The 22,459-nt window shown below is 60.1% G+C and carries 1 pseudogene; it reads right to left on the bottom strand.

Annotated elements, in window-relative coordinates:
* Positions 1–71 precede the first annotated feature (71 nt).
* Positions 72–22,427: pseudogene (locus ACFSOY_RS00830) on the bottom strand (non-ribosomal peptide synthase/polyketide synthase); the annotation flags it as partial.
* Between the last annotated feature and the right edge of the window lie 32 nt (positions 22,428–22,459).

The raw sequence follows: 22,459 nt of genomic DNA, 5'->3' as shown, positions 1-22,459 counted from the left end.
TGCTCGTGCAATGTGAGCGTCTGCTGCTGCGCTTCGAGCGCAGGTTTTGACCATTGAGCCAGCAGGCGTTGTTGCTCTTCGCTCGTCATCAGCGCAAGGCGGGAAACCGCCCGATCTGGCGTGTGGACAGCCGCTTCCAGCAGATTGCCAAACTGTCTGGCCAGACGGACGATCGTCTCGCGATCAAACAGGTCGGTGTTGTAGGAGAACGAGCCGCAAAGGGTGTCGTCCCGCACATCCATCGTCAAGGTCAGATCAAATTTTGCGACCGTGCTGTTCTGTTCGACCGCGTGGATGGTAAGTCCAGGCAGGCTGATCGTGCTCGTCGGCGTGTTTTGCAACACGAACATCGCCTGGAACAGCGGAGTGCGGCTCAAGTCGCGTTTTGGCTGCAGCTCTTCGACCAATTTTTCGAACGGGAGATCTTGGTTCGCATATGCGGCCAACGCGGTCTCCTTCACCTGCTCGATCAGTTCGCGGAAGGTCGGGTCTTCCGAGAGGTCGGCGCGCATGACCAGCGTGTTGACGAAGAAGCCGATCATCGCTTCCGTCTCTGCGCGGGTGCGCCCGGCGATCGGCGTGCCGACCACGATCTCCTCCTGCCCGCTCAAGCGCGACAAGAGCGATTGGAACCCGCTGAGCAAGATCATGTACAAAGTCGCTTCGCAATCGGCAGACAGTTCCTGCAAAGACGCGGTCAATTTTTGATCGAGAGCAAAGCGATGCACGTCGCCTGCGTGCGTCTGCACGCTCGGGCGCGGGCGGTCGGTCGGCAACTGCAACACGGGCAGGTTGTGCAACTGTTGTTTCCAGTAGGACAGCTGTGTATCCAGCACCTCGCCTTTCAGATAGCTGTGCTGCCAAGCTGCAAAGTCTGCATATTGCACGGGCAGGTCGGTCAGCGGAGAAGGTTCCTCTCGGCTGAACGAGGTGTACAGCGCTGCAAACTCTTGGACGAACAGATCGACCGACCAAGCATCGGAGACGATGTGATGCATCGTCAGCAACAGCATGTGATCTTCTGCATCCAGCTTGAGCAGCCGGAAGCGCACCAGCGGACCACGGGATAGGTCGAAACCGAGCTCCGCCTCCTCGCGAACCAAGCGCATCGCTTCCGCTTCGGAGGTGAGTTCCAATACTGGCAAAGTCGTCTGCGGCACAGCATGAATCTGTTGCACCGCACGTCCTGACGTTTCGGCAAAGGTGGTGCGCAGCGACTCATGGCGCTCGATGATCTCAAGCAGTGCAGATTCGAGCGCCGCTGTGTGCAACCGCCCTTGCAGGCGGAACGCAAACGGCATGTTGTAAACCGGGCTGCCTGGCAGCAGTTGATCGATCACCCACAGGCGTTGCTGCGAGAAGGACAACGGCAGGTCGCCTGTGCGCGGAACTGGCAGAATCGACGGCTGCAAAGTCGAAGCGGCTGCACCGAGTCGCTCGACCAATGTTGCGATCGTCGGCGCCTCGAACAGCGTGCGCAGCGGCAAGTCGATCTGGAACGTCTCGCGCAGACGGGTCAACACCTGCATCGCCAACAGCGAGTGTCCACCGATCGCAAAGAAATTGTCGTAGATGCCCACCCGCTCCGTTTGCAAGACCGCTTGGAAAATGCTAGCTAACAGCTCTTCCTGTCGATTGCGCGGCGCAGCATAGGATTCACCGCTGGGGACAGTTTCCGGCTTGGGCAGCGCTTTGCGGTTAACCTTGCCGTTTGGCAGCAGCGGCAGAGTGTCGAGCAACATGAAGGCGGATGGCACCATCGCTTGCGGCAGCCGCGCGCCGAGGTGCTGTTGCAATTCGTGTGCGCTGACCTGCCGCTGCGCTTTGGCGACCACGTAGGCGGCCAGATAGGTTTGCCCCTGCTCATCCTTCCAGTCCAGCACGACACAGCGGTCAACCGCTTGATGATGCAAGAGCGTGGCCGAGACTTCGTTGAGCTGGATGCGAACGCCCCGCACTTTGACTTGATCGTCGACGCGGCCGATGATCTCCAACTGACCGTCAGGATGCAGACGACCGGAGTCACCCGTGTAGTAGAGCAGGTCATCTGGCTGTTCGGTGTGCGGATTTTTGACAAAGCGCTTCGCTTGCTCATCTGGCGCATTGAGATACCCGCGCGTTCGGAACGGCGTGCGCAACACCACTTCTCCCGGCTCCCCGATCCCGCAAAGGTCGCCCTGCGGTGTGAAGATCAGCGCCTGTGAGTTGGGCAGCGGAAATCCTGCCACCTGCAGACCCGCTTTTGGCGTGTCCGGCACGATGTGGAAACAGCGGATCATCGTCGTCTCCGTCGGGCCGTACAGGTTGACGATGTTGCCCATCCGCGGGAAAGCGGCTCTGTATCGCGAAACGAGCACATCGGTCAACGGCTCCCCGGCGAGGAACAGATAGCGAAGCGCTTGCAGCGTAACACCTTGCGGAGCGTTGGCCACCCACGATTGCGCGATCGACGGAACGGTGTGCACGATGTTGATGCGCTCTCGTTCCAGCCATGTCAGCACGGTGTCTCCGCTCAGATCGTCGAGCGAATCGGGCAGGCAGATCGTGCCGCCCGAGGTCAGTGGCAAGAACACGTCGCGGAGCACAGCGTCAAAAGAAAGGTGGATCAACTGTGCCACGCGATCCCCCGCGCCGACCGAAAACTCTTGGCGTTGCCAGCTCAAGAAATGGCTGAGGCCTTTATGTGTGCCCAGCACCCCTTTCGGAACGCCAGTCGTACCCGAGGTGAAGAAAATGTAGGCAGCATCGTCCCCGCTCACTTCTGGGAATGCGATCTCCGAGCTCTGCGCTGAAGAGAACTGCTGCTGGAGCCTGCCGGTCTGCGGGTCGAGGTCGGTGCCGACGCGCAGGAAGTGGCGGACGGCAGCCTGTTCGATCATCACCGCTTGGCGCTGCTCCGGCAGGTGGTCATCCACAGCGAGCAGGATGCCGCCGGAGCGGAAGACCCCGATCATCGCCGCGATAAATCCAAAGCTGCGCGAGCCGATGACGGCGACCGTCTCCCCTTTTGCTACCCCTTTGGCCACAAGGTTGAGCGCGATAGCATCGCTTCGTTCCAACAGCGTTCGATAGCTCCATGCCTGTTCGCCCTGCGTGACCGCGATCAGTTCGGGAGCTTGAGATGCCCAGGCGGTGAAGAGGTCTTGCACAGGCGGTTGCACAGGCTCGTCGATCGGCTGTGCCGGGTCGGACAGCAGCGCTTTCGCTTCTTTTGTCACCAGCGAGTAAGTGCCGATCGGCCGATCCGCATCGAAGACGACCTGTTCAAGCAAGTGGTCGAACTGATACATCATGTGCTGGACACGGCCTTTGGCGAAGGCGTCCGCACGATAGACCAGCATCATCTTCACCTTGCCACCCTCTTCGCGGATGTAGAGGTTGAGCAAAAACTTCGCATCGTTGTCAACGCTTGCCAGCGGCTCGATGGTCAGGCCAGGCAGCTCGATCACATCGAGCGGCGTGTTTTGGAAGTTGATCATGATGTCAAAGATCGGGCTGCGGTGCAGGCTGCGCTCCGGCTGGAGCTCTTCGACCACTTTTTCGAACGGCAAGTTCTGATGAGCGTATGCTCCGAGGGCCACATCGCGCACGCGAGCGATCAGTTCGCGGAAGGTCGGAGCGCCGGAGAGGTCTGTGCGCAACGCTAAAGTGTTCAAGAACAGCCCGACTAGCGGCTCTGTCTCCACCTGGGTGCGCCCGGCGATCGGTGTGCCGATGACGATGTTCTCTTGATCAGCCCAGCGGGACAAGAGCAGTTTGAACGCGGCGAGCAATGTCATGAACAGCGTAGCGCCAGTCTCGTGGCTCAGCGTTTGTAACCGCTCGGTCAGGCTCGTGCTCAAGGAGAGCTCCTCTTTGCCGCTTCTGTTCGATGCTCGCACCCCGGACGGCAAATCGGTCGGCAGTTCAAGCTGAGGCAAGGTGCCGCCGAGCTGCTCGCGCCAGTAGGCCATCTCCTGCTCCAACAGTTCGCCTTGCAACCACTCGCGCTGCCAGATCGCATAGTCGGCCAACTGCACCGGCAGCTCCGGCAACCGCGCTGCAGCGCCGTGCAGCTGCGCCTCGTAGTGGGCGGCCAACTCGCGGAGGAGCACGCCGATCGACCAGCCGTCGGCGATGATATGGTGCAGGTTGATCAACAGCAGGTGCTGCTGATCTGCCGTTTTCAGCAGGGTCACCCGGAGCAGCGGACCTGCGGTGAGGTTGAATGGCAGCTGCGCATCCGCTTTGGTGAGGCGATCGACTTCCGCTTCCAGATCGTCAGAGGCGGTCAAGTCGATCAACCGGATCTGCAAATCAAGACTGTCCGCGACGATTTGCACCGGGCGATCTCCATCGAGCGCGAATCTGGTGCGCAGCGCTTCGTGTCGAGCGATGATCTGCTGAAAGCTGTCTTGCAAGGCCGCAACGCGCAGGTCGCCACTCAGTCGAATCGTGATCGGAATGTTCTGGGCACTGCTTTCCTGCTCAAGTTGTTCGAGGAACCACATCCGCTCTTGGGCAAAGGAAAGCGGTGCTCTGTTTCGCTCAACGTTCGCTTTGACGAGCGGTGGAGCCGGCAATGCTGTTCGAGCGCCGCTCGCCCGTTCCACCTCGACAGCCAACCTCGTGACAGTCGATGCTTCAAACAGCGCGCGCAGCGGCAGATCGACCGCAAATGCTGAATGAATCCGCGCGATCACCTGTGTTGCCAGCAGCGAGTGACCGCCAAGATCGAAGAAATCATCGGTGGCGGAGATGCTGTCGACGCGGAGCACTTCAGCAAAGATCGCGGCGATCGCGCGTTCCGTCTCGGTGCGCGGTGCCACATATTCTCGCTCCGATGCGGCGAATTCAGGAAGCGGCAGCGCTTTGCGATCCACCTTGCCGTTCGGCGTGAGCGGAAGTGCCTCCAGCACGACAAAAGCGGCGGGAACCATGTACTCAGGCACGTGCGCTTTGACCAACTGCCGGAGTTCCTGCCCGGTCAGCTCTTGCTCGCTCGCCACATAGGCGGTGATTCGCTTGTCGCCCGGCGCGTCCTCGCGCACGAGGACGACCGTGTTTTGAACGGCCGGATGCGTACGCAGAACCGCTTCGATCTCCCCGAGCTCGATGCGGAACCCGCGGACTTTCACTTGGTGGTCGAGCCGGCCCATGTATTCCAGCTCTCCGTTTGGCAGCCAGCGGGCCAGATCGCCGGTGGCGTACATCCGCGACTGCAGGTCTGCTGCGAACGGGTTGGGCACAAACTTTTCGCGCGTCAGGTCGTCACGGCCAAAGTATCCGCGCGCCAAGCCGCCTCCCGCCACGAACAGTTCGCCCGGCACGCCGATCGGCACCGGCTGCAAGTGCGCATCGAGCAGGTATACCTGCGTGTTGGCAATCGGTTTGCCGATCGTCACAGCGGTCGCTGTCGGATCGATCAGGGCGCAGGTCGAGTAGGTCGTGTCTTCAGACGGCCCGTACAGGTTGTAAACTTTCCCCACGCTGCCCAACCCATAGAGCTTGTGCACCAGATCGAGCGGCAGCGCCTCCCCTGCCAAGTTGACCGTGCTTACAGAAGCGGGGATCGCATTCAGGCGCAACAGCTCGGCGATCGCCGAGGGGACGGTGTTGATCAGGGTCACTTCGCCTCGCGCTACCAGCTGCGGCAACGCCAGCGCGTTCTCCGCCAGAATCACCTTTCCGCCTGAGGCGAGCGTGACGAACAGCTCGAACACAGACAGGTCGAAACAGATCGAGGTCGAGAACAGAACGCCCGCCAGATCGTCTGGGCTGTATGCTCGCTTCGCCCAGTGGATCAAGGTCGCCGCGCTGTGATGTTCGATGGCGACACCTTTTGGTCGCCCGGTCGAGCCGGACGTGTAGATCACATAGGCGAGGTTGTGAACGGTGACAGCCGTCTGCAGATTGCTCGTCTCTCCTGTCTCGCCCAGCGGGAGGCACAAAGTGGTCGTCTGGTGCGCAGGCAGCGAGTCAAGCAGGTGCGATTCGGTCAGAAGCACCGTCAGGCTGGCATCTTCCATCGTGTACAAAACGCGCTCCTGCGGATAGGCAGGGTCGAGCGGCACATAGGCACCGCCCGCTTTTAACACGCCGAGCATGGCGACGACCATCTCGGCCGAGCGCTCCATGTAGATGCCGACTCGCGACTCTGTGCCAACACCCAGCGCATGCAAGCGATGCGCCACGGCGTTCGCGCGCTCGTTCAGCTCGCGATAGGTCAAGCGCGTCTCCCCCACCACCAACGCGGTGGCAGCTGGCGATATTTCCACTTGCGATTCGAACAGCTGATGGATCGGTTGACTTTGCAGATCATCTACCCACTCGTTGTTGTGGATCGTCAGCAGCTGTTCCCTCTCCTGCGCATCTAACAGCGGCAGTTTGACGATCGACATCGTCGGATCGTCTGCCAGCGCGGTCAAGAGCGTGGTGAAATGTTGAGCCATGCGGCGAATCGTCGCCGCATCGAACAGGTCGGTGCTGTACTCGAATACTCCGTGCAGCCTCGTCTGCTCCTCGGTGAAAGTCACGGTCAGATCGAACTTCGATCTGCCGTTCGACAGTTCGATCGGGTGCACAGACAAGCCAGGCAGTTCGAGCGGCTGCATCGGCGCATTTTGCAAAATGAACAAGGTCTGAAACAGCGGTGAACGGCTCAGGTCGCGCTCTGGTTGCAACACTTCGACCAACTTTTCAAACGGAGCGTCCTGATGGGCGAACGCTTCCAGCACGGTAGCTTTCACCTGATGGAGCAATTCGCTGAAGCGCGGAGCTCCCGAAAGATCGCCGCGCACGACCACCGTGTTGATAAAACAGCCGATCAGGTCTTCCGTCTCGCGCCGCGTGCGACCTGCGACCGGAGTGCCGACCAAGATGTCCTCCTGTCCGCTATACCGATAGAGCAGCGTTTGGAAGGCGGCGAGCAGGGTCATGAACAAGGTGGCGCCGTGGCGATTGCTCAGCTGCTGCAGTTTCCTGCTCAACTCTGACGAAAGCACAAACGCTTCGGTGGAGCCGCGCGATGTCTGCACAGCAGGGCGCGGTCGATCGGTCGGCAATTGGAGCACTGGGAGTTCCCCGCCTAGCTTCTGCTGCCAGTAGGACAGCAGGTGAGCGAGCGCGTCCCCTTGCAACATGCGATTTTGCCAGTCCGCAAAGTCTGCATACTGCAGATGCAGCAGAGGAAGCTTGGCTGGGCGGTTGAGCACCCGCTCTGCGTACAGTGCGGCAAACTCTTTCGTAAACAGGCCGAGCGACCAACCGTCTGCGATGATATGGTGCATCGTGACGAGCAGCACATGCTCCGACTCGTCCATCCGCACCAGCGCGAGGCGAAGCAGCGGGCCTCGGCTCAGGTCGAACGGGCGCTGCGCATCGCTTTGCATCAGCTGCTCCAAGCGAGTCTCCCTCGGTTCACGAGCCAGGTCGGACAGATCGATCGGCACGAGTTCAAACGGAGCAGGATCGGAGATCGTCTGCACAGGCTGCCCCTCATGGCGGGTGAAGCAGGTTCGCAGCACCTCGTGGCGAGCGATAATCGCAGCGAGGCTTCGTTCGACAGCATCGGTGTCCAAAGTCCCGCACAGGCGCAGCGCGAACGGCATGTGATAGGCGGTGGCGTCGGGCAGCAGTTGATCCAACAGCCACAGCCGTTGCTGGGCGTGGGACAACGGCAGCAGACCGTCGCGGGAGATCGATCGAATCTCGCTGGTGGAGCGATCGATCTCCTGTGGCAACCGCTCCAATTTTGCAGCAAAATCGGCCACGGTCGGCGATTCGAACAGCGTATGCAAAGACACCTGCAAGTTCCAGAGCGCACGAATCCGGGACAACACTTGGGTGGCGAGCAGCGAATGCCCGCCTAGCTCGAAGAAATTGTCATAGATGCTGATCGCATCGATCGACAGCACTTCCGACCACAGAGCAGCCACCCGAATTTCAAACTCGGTGCGCGGCTCCACAAAGGCCACGCGTTCGAGCGTCGACAGATCGGGCAGGGGCAGAGCGCGGCGATCCACTTTGCCGCTCGGGGTAAGCGGCAACCGCTCCAAGGTGACGAAGGCGGAAGGCACCATATACTCGGGCAGCTTTGCTTTCAAGAAGCTGCGCAGATCGGATGTATCGACCGCTTTCTGCGCTGCTGGTACGACGTAGGCGATCAGACGCTTGTTGCCGCTTCCCGCCTCGTGTGTGATCAAGGCTGCTTCACCGATTTGCGGATGCTGATTGAGCACCGCCTCCACCTCGCCAAGCTCGATGCGGTAGCCGCGAATTTTGACTTGGAAATCGGTGCGGCCGAGGTACTCGACCTGCCCATTCGCAAGGAAGCGTGCGACATCTCCCGTGCGATACAGCCGCGCTCCCGCTTTCAGCGGATGGGCGACAAATCGTTCTGCCGTCAACTCATCTCGATGGAGATACCCGCGTGCCAGCACGTCTCCGCCGATGTACAGTTCCCCCCGCACGCCGACCGGCACCGACTGCATCTGCGCATCGAGCAGATAGAGCTCACTGTTGGTGATCGGGCGGCCGATCGGTGGCAGCAGGGGCCAATCGCTCGGATCGCCCTGCAGCTTGTAACTGCTGACAACATGGCTTTCGGTCGGGCCGTATTGGTTGTCGAGCAGAGCGTCCGGCAAGCGTTCAAACAGCTGGCGGATCGCAGGCGTAATTTGCAGTTGCTCCCCTGCGGTGATCACTTCGGACAGCGCCGCCGGATAGCGCTGCTCTTTCGCGACCTCAGCAAAATGCTGAAGCGCGATAAACGGCAAGAACAGGCGCTCGATGCGGTACGTTTCCAGCACATCTGGCAGCAAGGCCAAGTCTTGACGCACCTGTTCGCCGATCAGCACGAGCGTGCCGCCTGCCGCAAGCGTAGTGAAGATCTCTTGAAAGGACACGTCAAAGTTCAGCGAGGTAAACTGCAACGTGCGCGCGTCCGCCCGCTTTCCTTCGCGCATCTGCCAAGCCAACAGGTTGACCCCGGCACGGTGTGGCATCGCCACGCCTTTGGGGCGCCCGGTCGACCCGGAGGTGTACAGCACATAGAGCAGGTCATCCGGCGTGGAAACTGCGCTCGGCTCTTCCGCGCTCACGGCGCTCTTCAGATCTGCCGCATTCTCAAGCTCGATCACCGTGACACCAGACGGTCGTTTTGCCGACCAGAGCCCCGCTTGGGTGAGCAGGATCGACAGCTGCGCTTCCTCGATGATCTGAGCAAGCCGCTCATCAGGATAGGAAGGGTCGAGCGGAACATAGGCGCCACCAGCCTTCAAGATGCCTAGCAGCGCGACGATCAGCTCAGGCGATCGCTCCATCGAGAGACCGACGAGCACATTCGGCCCAACTCCCTGCGCGCGCAGGAAATGCGCCAACCGATTCGCGCGCAGATTCATCTCGCGGTAGGACAGCTCCTGTTCGCCGAACAGCAGCGCGATCGCATCTGGCGTGCGCTGTGCTTGCTCAGCCACCATCTGATGCACCGCTTTGTGTGACAGCTCTGCTCGATCCCCTGCGCCAAGCGCTGTGAGCAGTTCGTTTCGCTCGCGTTCGAGCAGCATCGGCAGTTCGGTGATCTTCAACTGCGGTTGATCGGTGATGCTTGCCAGCAGCGTTGTGAAATGTTGAATCATCCGGATGATCGTGCTCGCCTCAAACAGATCGGTGCTGTATTCGAGCGCACCAGTCAGGCCTGTCTCACTTTCGAACATCAACAGGTTGAGGTCAAACTTGGCAGTCGCCGTGTCAAGCTCCAACTGAAGCAGCTGCACATCAGGCAGGGTTACCGCTTGCACGGGCATGTTCTGCAGCCCGAACATCGCTTGGAACAACGGGGTTCGGCTCAGGTCGCGCTCCGGCTGCAACGCTTCGACCAACCGCTCAAACGGGACATCCTGATGGGCGAACGCTTCTAAGCTCCTCTGTTTGACCTGCTGCAGAAGGTCGCGGAAAGCGGGCGCTTCTGATAGGTCGATGCGCAAGACCAACGTGTTGACAAAGAAGCCGATCAGCCCTTCCAACTCTTGACGCGTCCGCCCGGCGATCGGTGTCCCGACGAGCAGATCTTCCTGTCCGGTGTAGCGGTAGAGCAGCGTGTTGAACGTGGCGAGCAGCGTCATGAACAAGGTCGCCCCTTCACGGCGGCTCAAAGCGTGAAGCCGTTCGGTCAACTCTGCGGGCAGCGTGAAAGTCTCCGTCCTGCCACGATACGATCGCACCGCTGGACGCGGCCGGTCGGTCAACAATTGCAAGGCGGGCAGTTCACCGCCAAGCTGTTGTTTCCAGTAGGACAGCTGCTCCTCCATCGCCGCTCCGGTCAGCCATTGCTGTTGCCAGACAGCATAATCGGCATACTGGATGGCAAGCGCTGGCAAATCGGCCGCTCTGCCCAGCACATGCGCTTCGTAAAGCGTGGAGAACTCGCGCGTCAACACGCCGAGCGACCAACCGTCGGAGATGATGTGGTGCAGGTTGACGAGCAACAGCGATTCTGTGTGCGACAACCGCATCAAGTTCGCCCGAATCAGCGGCCCTTCGCTCAAGTCAAACGGGCGGGATGCCTCCTCGGTGATCAGCCGACGCCAAGCGAGATCGCGCGTTTCCTCCGCAAGGTCGCGCAGGTCGGTGATGGTCACCGCAAACGAATTCGTCGCTGCGATCTGTTGCACCGGAACGTCTCGCGCTTCAGAAAACGTCGTTCGCAGCGTCTCATGACGGGCTACGATCGCGCGCAGGCTGCTTTCCACCGCTTCCAGATTGAGGTTGCCGCTCAGCTGCACCAGAAGCGGCATGTTGTAGACCGCTTGGTTCGTCAGCAGTTTGTCGAGCACCCAGAGTCGCTGTTGTGCAAACGACAAGGGCAGCGACGCAGGGCGATCGACTTGCCGAATCGGGATGAACTCCGATGGCGCCGCCGAGGCGAGCATCTGCTGAATCTGTTCGGCGAGGCTGGCTGCGGTCGGCGCTTCGAAGAGCAGGCGCAGAGGCAGCGTCAGCCCCGTTTGCGCATCGATTCGCGTGATCGCTTGCGTCGCCAGCAGCGAGTGGCCGCCGAGAGCGAAGAAATCATCGAGCACCCCGACTTGCTGGATGTGAAGCACATCTGCGAAGACCGCGGTGATCGTGCGCTCCAGTTCGGTGCGCGGTGCCACATATTCTCGCTCCGATGCGGTGAATTCAGGTTGCGGCAGCGCTTTGCGATCCACCTTGCCGTTCGGCGTGAGCGGCAGTGCCTCCAGCACGACAAAAGCGGCGGGAACCATGTACTCGGGCACGTGCGCTTTGACCAACTGCCGGAGTTCCTGCCCGGTCAGCTCTTGCTCGCTCGCCACATAGGCGGTGATTCGCTTGTCGCCCGGCATGTCCTCGCGCACGAGGACGACCGTGTTCTGAACGGCCGGATGCTTACGCAGCACCGCTTCGATCTCCCCGAGCTCGATGCGGAACCCGCGGACTTTCACTTGGTGGTCGAGCCGGCCCATGTATTCCAGCTCTCCGTTTGGCAGCCAGCGGGCCAGATCGCCGGTGGCATACATCCGCGACTGCGGATCTGCTGCGAACGGGTTGGGCACAAACTTTTCGCGCGTCAGGTCGTCACGGCCAAAGTATCCGCGCGCCAAGCCGCCTCCCGCCACGTACAGTTCGCCCGGCACGCCGATCGGCACCGGCTGCAAGTGCGCATCGAGCAGGTATACCTGCGTGTTGGCAATCGGTTTGCCGATCGTCACAGCGTTCGCTGTCCGGTCGATCAGGGCGCAGGTCGAGTAGGTCGTGTCTTCAGACGGTCCGTACAGGTTGTAGACTTTCGCCACGTTGCCCAGCGCATAGAGCTTGTGCACCAGATCGAGCGGCAGCGCCTCCCCCGCCAAGTTGACGGTGCGCACAGTGGCGGGGATCGCGCTCAGACGCAACAGCTCGGCGATCGCCGAGGGGACTGTGTTGATCAGAGTCACTTCGCCTCGCGCTGCCAGCTGTGGCAGCGCCAGCGCGTTCTCCGCCAGAATGACCTTCCCACCTGAGGCGAGCGTGACGAACAGCTCGAACACAGACAGGTCGAAACAGATCGAGGTCGAGAACAGGACGCCCGCCAGATCATCTGAGCTGTATTCTCGCTTCGCCCAATGGATCAGGGTCGCCGCGCTGTGATGCTCGATGGCGACACCTTTTGGCCGCCCGGTCGAGCCGGACGTGTAGATCACATAGGCGAGGTTGTCAGCGGTGACAGCCGTCTGCAGGTTGCTCATCTCCCCTGTCTCGTGCAGCGGGAGGCACAACGCGGTCGCTTTGTGCGCAGGCAGCGAGTCGAGCAGGTGCGATTCGGTCAGAAGCACCGTCAGGCTGGCATCTTCCATCGTGTACAAAACGCGCTCCTGCGGATAGGCAGGGTCGAGCGGCACATAGGCACCGCCCGCTTTTAACACGCCGAGCATGGCGACGACCATCTCGGCCGAGCGCTCCATGTAGATGCCGACTCGCGACTCTTTGCCAACACCCAGCGCATGCAAGCGATGCGCGACTGCATTCGCGCGCTCGTTCAGCTCGCGATAGGTCAGGCGCGTCTCCCCCACCACCAGCGCGACAGCAGCGGGCGATCGTTCCACTTGCGATTCGAACAGGTGGTGCATGCAATGCTCCTGCGGAAAGGCAACAGCTGTGTCGTTCAACGACCTGAGCAGGTGTTCCCGCTCTGCTTCGCTCACGAGCGGAACTGCGGACACAGGTTGTGTTGGATTTTGCACCACGGCGGACAGCAATGCTGTAAAATGTCCGGCCATGCGCTCGATGGTCGCACGGTCAAACAGCTGTGAGTTGTACTCCCACGCTCCGCTCAGCCCTTCGACATCCTCGGTGATCGTCAGCGTCAGGTCGAATTTGGCCGTCTTGCTGTGCAACGGAAGCGGCGTGACCTTTACGCCCGGCAGATCGAGCGCTGACGAAGGTGCATTTTGCAGAATGAACAGAGTCTGGAACAGCGGCGAGCGGCTCAGGTCGCGCTCCGGTGCCAGTTCCTCGACCAGCCTTTCGAAAGGCAGATCCTGGTGCGCGTAGGCGCGGAGCGCAGTCTCTTTCACCCGTTCGAGCAGTTCGGCAAAGTTCGGCTCAGCGGAAAGATCGGCACGCATCACCAGCGTGTTGACAAAAAAGCCGATCAGCCCCTCCAGCGCTTCCTGTGTACGCCCAGCGATCGGGGTGCCGATCAAAATGTCCTCCTGCCCGCTGTAGCGGAACAAAAGTACCTGATAGGCGGCCAACAGGGTCATAAACAGAGTGGTGCCCTGATCGCGAGCGAGGCGGTGCAGCTCTGTTCGCAGAGCTTCCGGCAGCGCCACCCGCAACTCTGCGCCCGCATAGGTTTGCATCGCCGGGCGCGGACGGTCGCTCGGCAGCTGCAGCAGTGGCAATTCGCCGCCGAGCTGCTCTCGCCAATACGCCAAATGAGGTTCGAGCACTTCATCGGTCAGCCAGTCCTGCTGCCAAGCAGCAAAGTCTGCATATTGCACCGCAAGCGGTGGCAAGTCGGACTGCTCTTCGCGCACGAACATTTCATACAGTGCGGCAAACTCACGAATGAACACGCCGATCGACCATCCGTCCGCGATGATGTGATGCATGTTCACCATCAACACCTGCTCCGAGCTCCCTAGCGATACCAGGAGGAAGCGTACCAACGGTGCGGTGCTCAGATCGAACGGACGCACCGCTTCCGCTTCCAGCAGTTCGAGCAACTCCGCTTCGCTCGCCGCGGTCGTCCGTGCCAAGCGGACAGTTTGGGCGGGGGCGATGACCTGCACAGGCAGATCGTCCACTTTGACAAACGTGGTGCGCAACGCTTCATGGCGGGAGAGAACCTCCTGCAGCGCTCTTTCCAGCGCTGTCACATCCAGTGCGCCATCAAAGCGAAGCGCATGCGGAATGTTGTACACGGCTGAGCCGGACAAAAGCTGTTCGAGCAACCACAGGCGCTGTTGGGAAAAGGACAGGCGCAGCGGTTCGGTGCGCTCCGCTTTGGCGATCGCAGGCGGTTGCATCGTTTGCTGTTCGCAAGCGATCTTCGCGGCAATCCCTTCCACCGTGCCGGCTTCAAACAGACTTCGCAGGGGCAAGGAGATGTGAAACGCCGCGTTGAGGCGGGCGATCACCTGGGTCGCCAGCAGCGAATGTCCGCCCAGCTCGAAGAAATTGTCAACTACGCTGATCGTCTCCAGTCCCAACACTTCGGAAAAAATAGCAGCGATGCGCGATTCTTGTTCGTTTCGCGGTGCTACATGCTCCTCGACCTTGCTGTAGACAGGCATTGGCAGCAGGCGGCGGTTCACTTTGCCGTTTGAGGTGAGCGGCAGAGCGTCGAGCGTGACAAACGCTGCCGGCACCATATAGCCTGGCAGGAGCGCCTTCGCGTGCTGAACCACAGGAGTTTGATCAAATTCGACCTTGTCGACCGGCACGACATACGCGACCAAGCGCTTATCGCCGGGCAGATCTTCACGGGCGATGACGATCGCTTCCTGAATGGCAGGATGGGCGCCGAGAACCGCTTCGATCTCGCCGAGTTCAATGCGGAAGCCACGCAGCTTGACTTGGTTGTCGAGGCGACCGAGGAACTCAAGCGTTCCATCCGGCAGTCGGCGAACCAAGTCGCCAGTCCGATACAGGCGATCCTCTGCTCGATTTGCAAAAGGATGTGGAACAAAGCGATCTGCCGTAAGCTCCGGTTGGCCCAAGTACCCGTGTGCAAGGCCGTCGCCCCCGATGTACAGTTCGCCCGGCACGCCGATCGGCAATTGCTGTCTGTTGGCATCCAGCACATAGACGGTGGTGTTGGCAATCGGCCGCCCGATCGGCACGTGATGTCCGATCAAAGAAGCGTCTGTCATCGCATGCGTGGTGGCAAACGTTGTGGATTCGGTCGGCCCATACCCGTTGATCAAAAGCGTGTTTGAAAGACCGAGGATCGCCTTGCGCACATGTTCTGGCTGCAGAGCGTCGCCTCCGGCGAGCAGATGGCGCACGCCGATCAGATCCTGCAGTCGCTCATCGACCATCTGGTGGAACAGTCCGGCTGTTAACCACAAGGTTGTGACCCCGCGTTCCCGCACCAGCTGGCCGAGCTCTTCTAACGACGGCAGATGCGCGGGGAAAATGACCAGCTTCGCACCATGCAACAGCGCCCCCCAGATTTCGAACGTCGCCGCATCGAACGAGATCGAAGCAAATTGCAAGAACACTTCCTCCGGCCCGAACGACACATAATCTGTACCGCAAACAAGCCGCACGACCGCTCGATGCGGCACCAAGACCCCCTTCGGCTTGCCCGTCGAGCCGGACGTGTAGTTCACGTAGGCTACCTGATCCGGTCGTGTCCCAACTTCCAGATCGAAGGTGGGCTCCCGCAAGATCTCCTCCTGTACAGCATCCACACAGATCGTGGTTCGGTCTCCTGCCGGCAAGATCGGCAAAAGATCAGCCTGGGTCAGCAACACCTGAACTTGCGCGTCTGCAAACAGCTGTGCGAGGCGCTCCTGCGGATAGGCAGCATCAAACGGCACATATGCTGCACCCGCTTTTAAGATCGCCAGCAGGGAGATAACAAGCGCTGCGGAACGATCCATGCACAGGCCGACCATTTCCTCGCTCCTCACACCACGCTTTTGCAAATAATGGGCGAGTGCGTTAGCTCGCTCGTTCAACTCGCGGTAGGTGTAAGTCGTTCCCGCCTCTTCCAAGGCGATGCGCTCAGGCGTCTGCCGAGCCTGCTCAGCAAACAGTTTTTCGATCGTCTGCTCTTGCGGGTAATCGGTTTTCGTCTCATTCCAATTGCTCAGCAGATCAAGCTCATCCTCGGTCAACAGCGGCAACGTGTGAACGTCTGTCTCCTGTCCCGCGCAGAGCGCGACCAGTAGCGTTTCCAGATGGCCGACCATCCGCTCGATCGTCGGGCGTTCAAACAGATCGGCATTGTACTCGAACGCTCCGCGCAACCGATCCTCCTCCTCGATCATCGACAGCATCAGGTCAAATTTGGCAGTGCCCGTCTCAACGGGGATCGGTTCGAGCAGCAGTCCGGTCATTTCCAACTTAGCAAGCGGATTTTTCTGTAGGTCGAATAACACTTGGAACAGCGGTGTGCGGCTTTCATCCCGCTCGCCGACCAGCTCTTCGACCAGCCTTTCAAACGGCAGATCCTGATGCTGATACGCTTCCAAAGCTGTTTTTTTCACGCGGGAGAGCAAGGTGGAGAAACTCGGCGCCCCAGACAGGTCGGTGCGCATGACCAACGTGTTGACAAAAAAGCCGATCATCCGCTCCGTCTCACTGTGTCCGCGCCCGGCGATCGGGGTGCCGACACAGATGTCCTCCTGACCGCTGTACCTCGCCAAAAGAGCTTGGAACGCCGCGAGCAGCGTCATGAATAAGGTCGCGCCATGCGCATGTGCGACAGACAACAGGCGCTCTTTCAACTCCGGTCTCAGATCGAAGCGCAGCGTATCGCCGCGATAGGTTTGCACCGCCGGACGCGGGTGGTCGGTCGGCAATTGCAGGACGGGCAGTTCGCCACCCAGCTGTTTTTTCCAGTAGTCGAGTTGCCCGCTCAACCGCTCCCCTCGCAGCCAATCGCGCTGCCAGATGGCAAAGTCAGCATATTGCACGGGCAATGCGGAGAGCGGCGAGGCCAGACCTGAGCATGCCCGCTCGTAGGCCTGCGCAAACTCGGCAGTCAAAATTTCGAGCGACCAGCCGTCCGCGATGATGTGGTGCAGATTGACCAGCAGCACATGCTCGTCCGGTCGAAGTTTCAGCAAGGTAAACCGAATCAGCGGGCCAATGGACAGCACAAACGCACTGATTGCCTCCGCACGGATCAGGCGTGCCGCTTCTTCCTGTCGTTCGCTCTCCCCTACATCGCTGAGGTCGAGCAGCGGCACCTCGACCGCCTTTGCCGCGGCGATCACCTGCGCCGGCTGTCCATCGACCACAGCAAACGAAGTGCGCAGCGTCTCATGTCGTTCCACGATCCATGTGAATGCCTGTTCAAGCGCTTGGCGGTTCAGTTCCCCTGTGAGGCGCACCGCATAGGGCATGTTGTACACCGCTTTTTCTGTCAACAGCTGCTCCACGACCCACAGTCGCTGTTGGGCAAACGACAACGGCAGCGTTTCTGTGCGCTGCACATGGCGAATCGATACGGAACCGGCGTCCTCGCCAGCTCCCCTCGCTTCGACAATTCGCTCCGTCAGTTCAGCGGGGGTCGGCGCTTCGAACAACACCTGCAGCTGTAGTTGCACGCCGCACGCTTCCCCGATCCGCGTCACAACTCTTGTCGCCAAGAGCGAGTGTCCGCCGAGCGCAAAGAAGTTGTCGTGAACACCGACCTGCTCGACCTTCAACACGTCAGCCCAGATCGTGGTCACCTGCTCTTCGAGCGGCGTTCGCGGGGCCACAAACTCCCCTTTTGCGGTCGCAAGCGCAGGTGCAGGCAACCGTTTGCGATCCACTTTGCCGTTCGGTGTGAGCGGCAAAGCATCGAGCAGAACAAACGCGGATGGCAGCATATACTCGGGCAGCTTTCGCTTCAGCGAGCGACGAAGTTCCTCTTCGTCGAGGGCGTTGAGGTCTCCAGCCGCGTACGCGACGATTCGCTTGTCACCCGGCACATCTTCGCGCAGCATGACCAGTGCCGCTTGCACGGCAGGATGCTCAGTCAGGCTGTTCTCGATCTCGCCCAGTTCAATCCGGAAGCCGCGCAGCTTGACCTGATGGTCGAGGCGACCCATATATTCCAATCTCCCATCCCACAACCAGCGCACCAAGTCGCCAGTCGCGTACATGCGCGCACCCGGCTGGTCAGAAAAGGGATTCACCACAAATTTCTCTCCGGTCAGCTCCGGTCGGCCTAAATACTCGCGTGCAAGCCCGGCTCCCGCGAGATAGAGCTCGCCTGGCACTCCGATTGGAACCGGTTGCAGCTGTTTGTCGAGCAGGTAAGCGCTCGTATTCGGCAACGGCCGTCCGATGGTCGGCGCTTCGGTCAGCTGACGGTCGAGCTTGGCAAACGTCGAATAGGTCGTGTCCTCCGAAGGGCCGTACAAGTTGTAGACCTTTTCGATCGTCCCCGTCTGATACAAGTTCTGCACCAGCAGGAGCGGCAACGCTTCACCCGCCAAGTTGACGGTGCGCACCGAAGGCGGGAGCGCTCGCATGCGGAGCAGTTCTGACATCGCGGACGGGACGGTGTTGATCAGCGTGATTTCCTCTTTTGCCGGTAGGGTCGGCAGAGCCAGCGCATTGTCGGCCACGATCACCTTGCCACCGCATGCAAGCGTCACAAACAGCTCAAACACCGATAAGTCAAAGCAGATCGAGGTGGAGAACAAAACCCCTGCCAGCTCTTCCGGCGCGTATTCCTCGCTTGCCCAGTGAATCAGCGCCGCTGCCGAGCGGTGTTCGATCGCCACGCCTTTTGGGCGGCCGGTGGAACCGGAGGTGTAGATCACGTAGCTGAGGTGATGTGCGGTCGTCGCGCAAGGTGGAGCTGTCGTGAGTTCCCTGTTGATCTCTGCTGCCTCCGCGTCCAGACAGATCGCGATCGAATCGTGTTCAGGCAGCGAGTCGATCAGCTTCGATTCGGTGAGCAGGGCGGTCAACTTGGCGTCTTCCATCGTGAACGCCACGCGCTCCACCGGATAGGTGGGGTCGAGCGGCACATAGGCGGCGCCCGCTTTCAGCACCCCGAGCAGGCTCGAAATCATCAGCGCAGACCGCTCCAGGAAGATGCCGACCAGCGACTCTGTTCCGACTCCGCGCCGACGCAAATGATGGGCGATCCGATTGGCCTGCTCGTCCAGCTCGGCATAGGTCAGCCGCACCGCTCCGTCCACGATCGCGACCGCAGCAGGTGTTTTAGCAGCCTGTTCAGCAAACAGCTGATGGATGCACAGCGGCTGAGACAGGGAGACTTCTCTGCCATTTTGTTGCACGAGCAGAATCGCCCGCTCACGATCGGAGAGCAGCGGAAGAGTTGCGATCGGCCGATCGACCAGGTCGGCGAGCCCTTCGAGCAGCACGGCAAAGCGCTCCGCCAAGTGATCGATCGTGATCGCGTCAAACAGATCGCGATTGTACTCCCACTTCCCGCTCAGCCCACTTCCCGTTTCGGCCATCGTCAGCACCAGATCGAATTGCACATCTTGCTGGGGCAGCGGCACGCAGCGCAAGGTCAGCGCTTCCGAATGAAGCTCTGCGCCCTCCAGGCCAAGGGCGATCCCACCTAGGCTGTTCATGCCGTTCAAATGCGATTGTTGGAAGGTGAAGAGAGTTTGGAACAGCGGCGGGTAGCTGAGATCCCGCTCCGGTTGCAACAGCTCGACCAGCAAAGGAAATGGATAGTCGCCGTGCTCCAACCCGCGCAGCACCGTCTCCCGCACCTGTTGCAGCAGCGCGGCAAACGTCAATCCATCGCGAAACTCCGCTTTTTGCAACACTGGGTTGACAAAATAGCCGATCACGCCCGCATCGCGGGACGAAAAACGCCCGGTCGACGGCGAGCCGACCAGCACTTCTTCTTGACCTGTGTGGCGGTGTAGCAGAACTTGATACGCTGCGAGCAAGAGCGTGTACAGCGTCACGTCCTGCTCGTTCGCCAACCGCTTTAAGCGGTCGGACAGCCGATCTGAAAGGTGGAACACCTGAGCTGCCCCGCTGTATGTCTGCACAGGGGGACGCGGATGGTCGAGCGGCAGATTCAAAACGGGAATCTCGCCGTCGAGCTGACCGTTCCAATAAGATTCCAACTCTTGGCGGCGCGGCCCGGACAGCCGTCGCTCTTCGTCGCGCACCGCATCAGCAAAGGAGCGGTTGATCGACGGGAGCATCGCTTGAGTTCCGCGCAGAGTCGCTTCATATAACTCCTGCAATTCGGCGAGGAGCACGCCGAGCGACCAAAAATCGGAGACGATATGGTGCAGAGCTAACAGGAGCAGGTGCTCCCCCTCCCGCACGAGAAACAGATGTGCACGCAGCGGCGGCTCTGCTGTCAGATCGAACGGAGCGTTTGCCGCGGAGCTCACCTGTTCGATCAGCTCGTCCGCTGAGAGTTCTGCCGCCTCGGTCAAGCGCAAGCGCGGGCCGATCGCCTCCACCTTCTGCAACGGCTCACCCTCGACTTCCACAAAGCGCGAGCGCAGCAGGTCATGACGGGCGACCAAAGCGGAAAAAGCGCTTTCCAGCGCCGCTGCCTGGAGTGGCGAGGTGATCTTCACCGCGCGTGAAATGTTGTACGCCGTCGAATCGGGCGCCAAACGCTGCAAAAACCACAAGGCGCGCTGCCCCTGTGACAGGGGAAACTGATCGACCGACATCGCAGTGCTCTCCTCTGGCAACTGGGGACCGCTCGCATCGAACTGCTGACAGACCGCTTTTGCCAATTCTGTCACGCTCGTACCTGACAAAAGCTCGCGAAGTGGCAGCTCGACCGCCAACTGCTCTTCCAGCAGATATTGCAACTCGACCGCCATGATCGAATCCAGTCCCATCCCTGTCAACGATCGCTCCAAGTGCAACTGCTCTTTGGAGATCGCAAGCACCCGTGCCGCCCGTTGATGCAAGTAAGAGGTCAGCACGGATTGCCGCTCTTCTGCTGACATGCTGAGCAGCGCTTGCCGATCGATTGCGACCAGCTCTTCAGTGGTGCTGGCAACCTGCGCTGCCGCTTCGGATGATTCGCCGAGCAGTTCAGCGTAGAGCACCTCAAGCTCGTCGTGCAAGAAAGCGTTTTTGCAAGCATGGCGCTGGACTTTTCCCGATGATGTTTTCGGAATGCTGACCGGCTTGATCAACACCACGCCGTACGCCTGCAGCTGATGATCCTCGGCGATCTGTTGCCGAATGGCTGTCACCACTTCCCCCAGGTCGGATTTGCGGTGTTTGCGCTCGATCTCCTGCACGATGATCAGCCGTTCTTCCCCGTCCACCTCGACGGAGAACGCCGCACCGTTGCCGTTTTTCACGGCGACATGGCTTTCCTGCGCCGAAAATTCAAGATCCTGCGGATAGTAGTTACGCCCGCGGATGATGATCAGGTCCTTCATTCGCCCTGTGATATACAGCTCTCCGCTTTGGACAAACCCGAGATCGCCTGTGCGCAAAAATGGCCCTTCGCCCGAGTCGGTCAGCTGAGCGTGGAACGTTTCCTTCGTCTGCTCAGGACGGTTCCAATACCCCTGTGCGACACTCGGTCCTTTCACCCAGATCTCGCCGACCTGACCGGCTGTTACCTCTCGCGCCGTCTCGGGATCTGCGATGATGACACGCTGGGGAACATGAGCAAGACGACCGGAGGATACGAGCATCACCGTATCCTCTGCTCGCTCAGCTTCGATCGCACAGTTTTCCTGCAGAGCTTGATGGTCGAACATCCGGACGACAGGAGCTTCCTCTTTCCGCCCGCCCGACACAAAAAGTGTGCCTTCTGCCAATCCGTAGCAAGGGTAGAATGATTCGCGTTTAAATCCGCAAGGGCCAAAGTATTCGGCAAATCGTTCCAATGTCTCTTGCCGAATCGGCTCCGCGCCGGTGAACGCGATCTCCCAGTGGCTCAGATCAAGCTGATCTCGTTGCTCGGGCGTGATTTTTTCCACGCACAGATCGTAGGCGAAGTTCGGGCCTCCGCTGACGGTGGCACCGAGTCGCGAGATCGTTTCCAGCCAGAGCAGCGGCCGCTGGATAAACTGGACAGGAGCCATCAACGTCACCGGATAGCCGGTGAACAAAGGCTGTAAAATCCCGCCGATCAAGCCCATGTCATGGTAGGGTGGCAGCCAGATCACACATTTCGAATCGGCATGCGTACCGAAGCTGTTTTGAATCAATTCAAGATTGTGCAGCAGGTTGCCGTGTGTGAGGATGACGCCTTTTGGCAGCGAGGTCGAGCCCGAAGTGTACTGCAAGAAAGCGAGTGAATCGCGGCTCAGATCGGGCATCTCCCACCGTTCTGCGCTGTCGGTCGAATCGGTATCTGGCACGAGCCAGGTCAGAGCTTGCAAACCATCCGAATCGGCAAAGCGATTTTGCACGCTCTCGAAGATCGGTGCGGTGGTCAGCGCGAGCGTCGCCTCCGCATCGGAGACGATCGCCTGCAAGCGTCCCAAATGTCCATTGGCACGCGGTGGATAGGCTGGCACTGCGATCAGACCTGCGTAGAGACAGCCAAAAAAGGAGATGATGTACTCGATGCCTGGCGGATACAAGAGCAAGGCACGCTCGCCAGCGGCGTGCTGTTCGCGCAAGGTCACAGCGGTGGCGCGCGCCTTGCGATCTAACTCCGCATAAGTAAGTGAAAGTTCGGTGCCATCTTCCAGCAGGTACGTGTAGGCGATCCGCAAAGGCTCAGTTGACGCACGAAAGCGCAGCAGTTGCACGATGCTGTCCCAGGAAGTTGTTTTTCGCATAGATAGACCTCCACAACGATAAGGTGTAAAAA

This window comes from Tumebacillus lipolyticus (genome assembly GCF_042682745.1).
Taxonomy (GTDB): domain Bacteria; phylum Bacillota; class Bacilli; order Tumebacillales; family Tumebacillaceae; genus Tumebacillus_A; species Tumebacillus_A lipolyticus.
The sequence above is the reverse complement of the archived record's forward strand: the minus strand, read 5'-3'. Positions and strand labels throughout refer to the sequence as shown.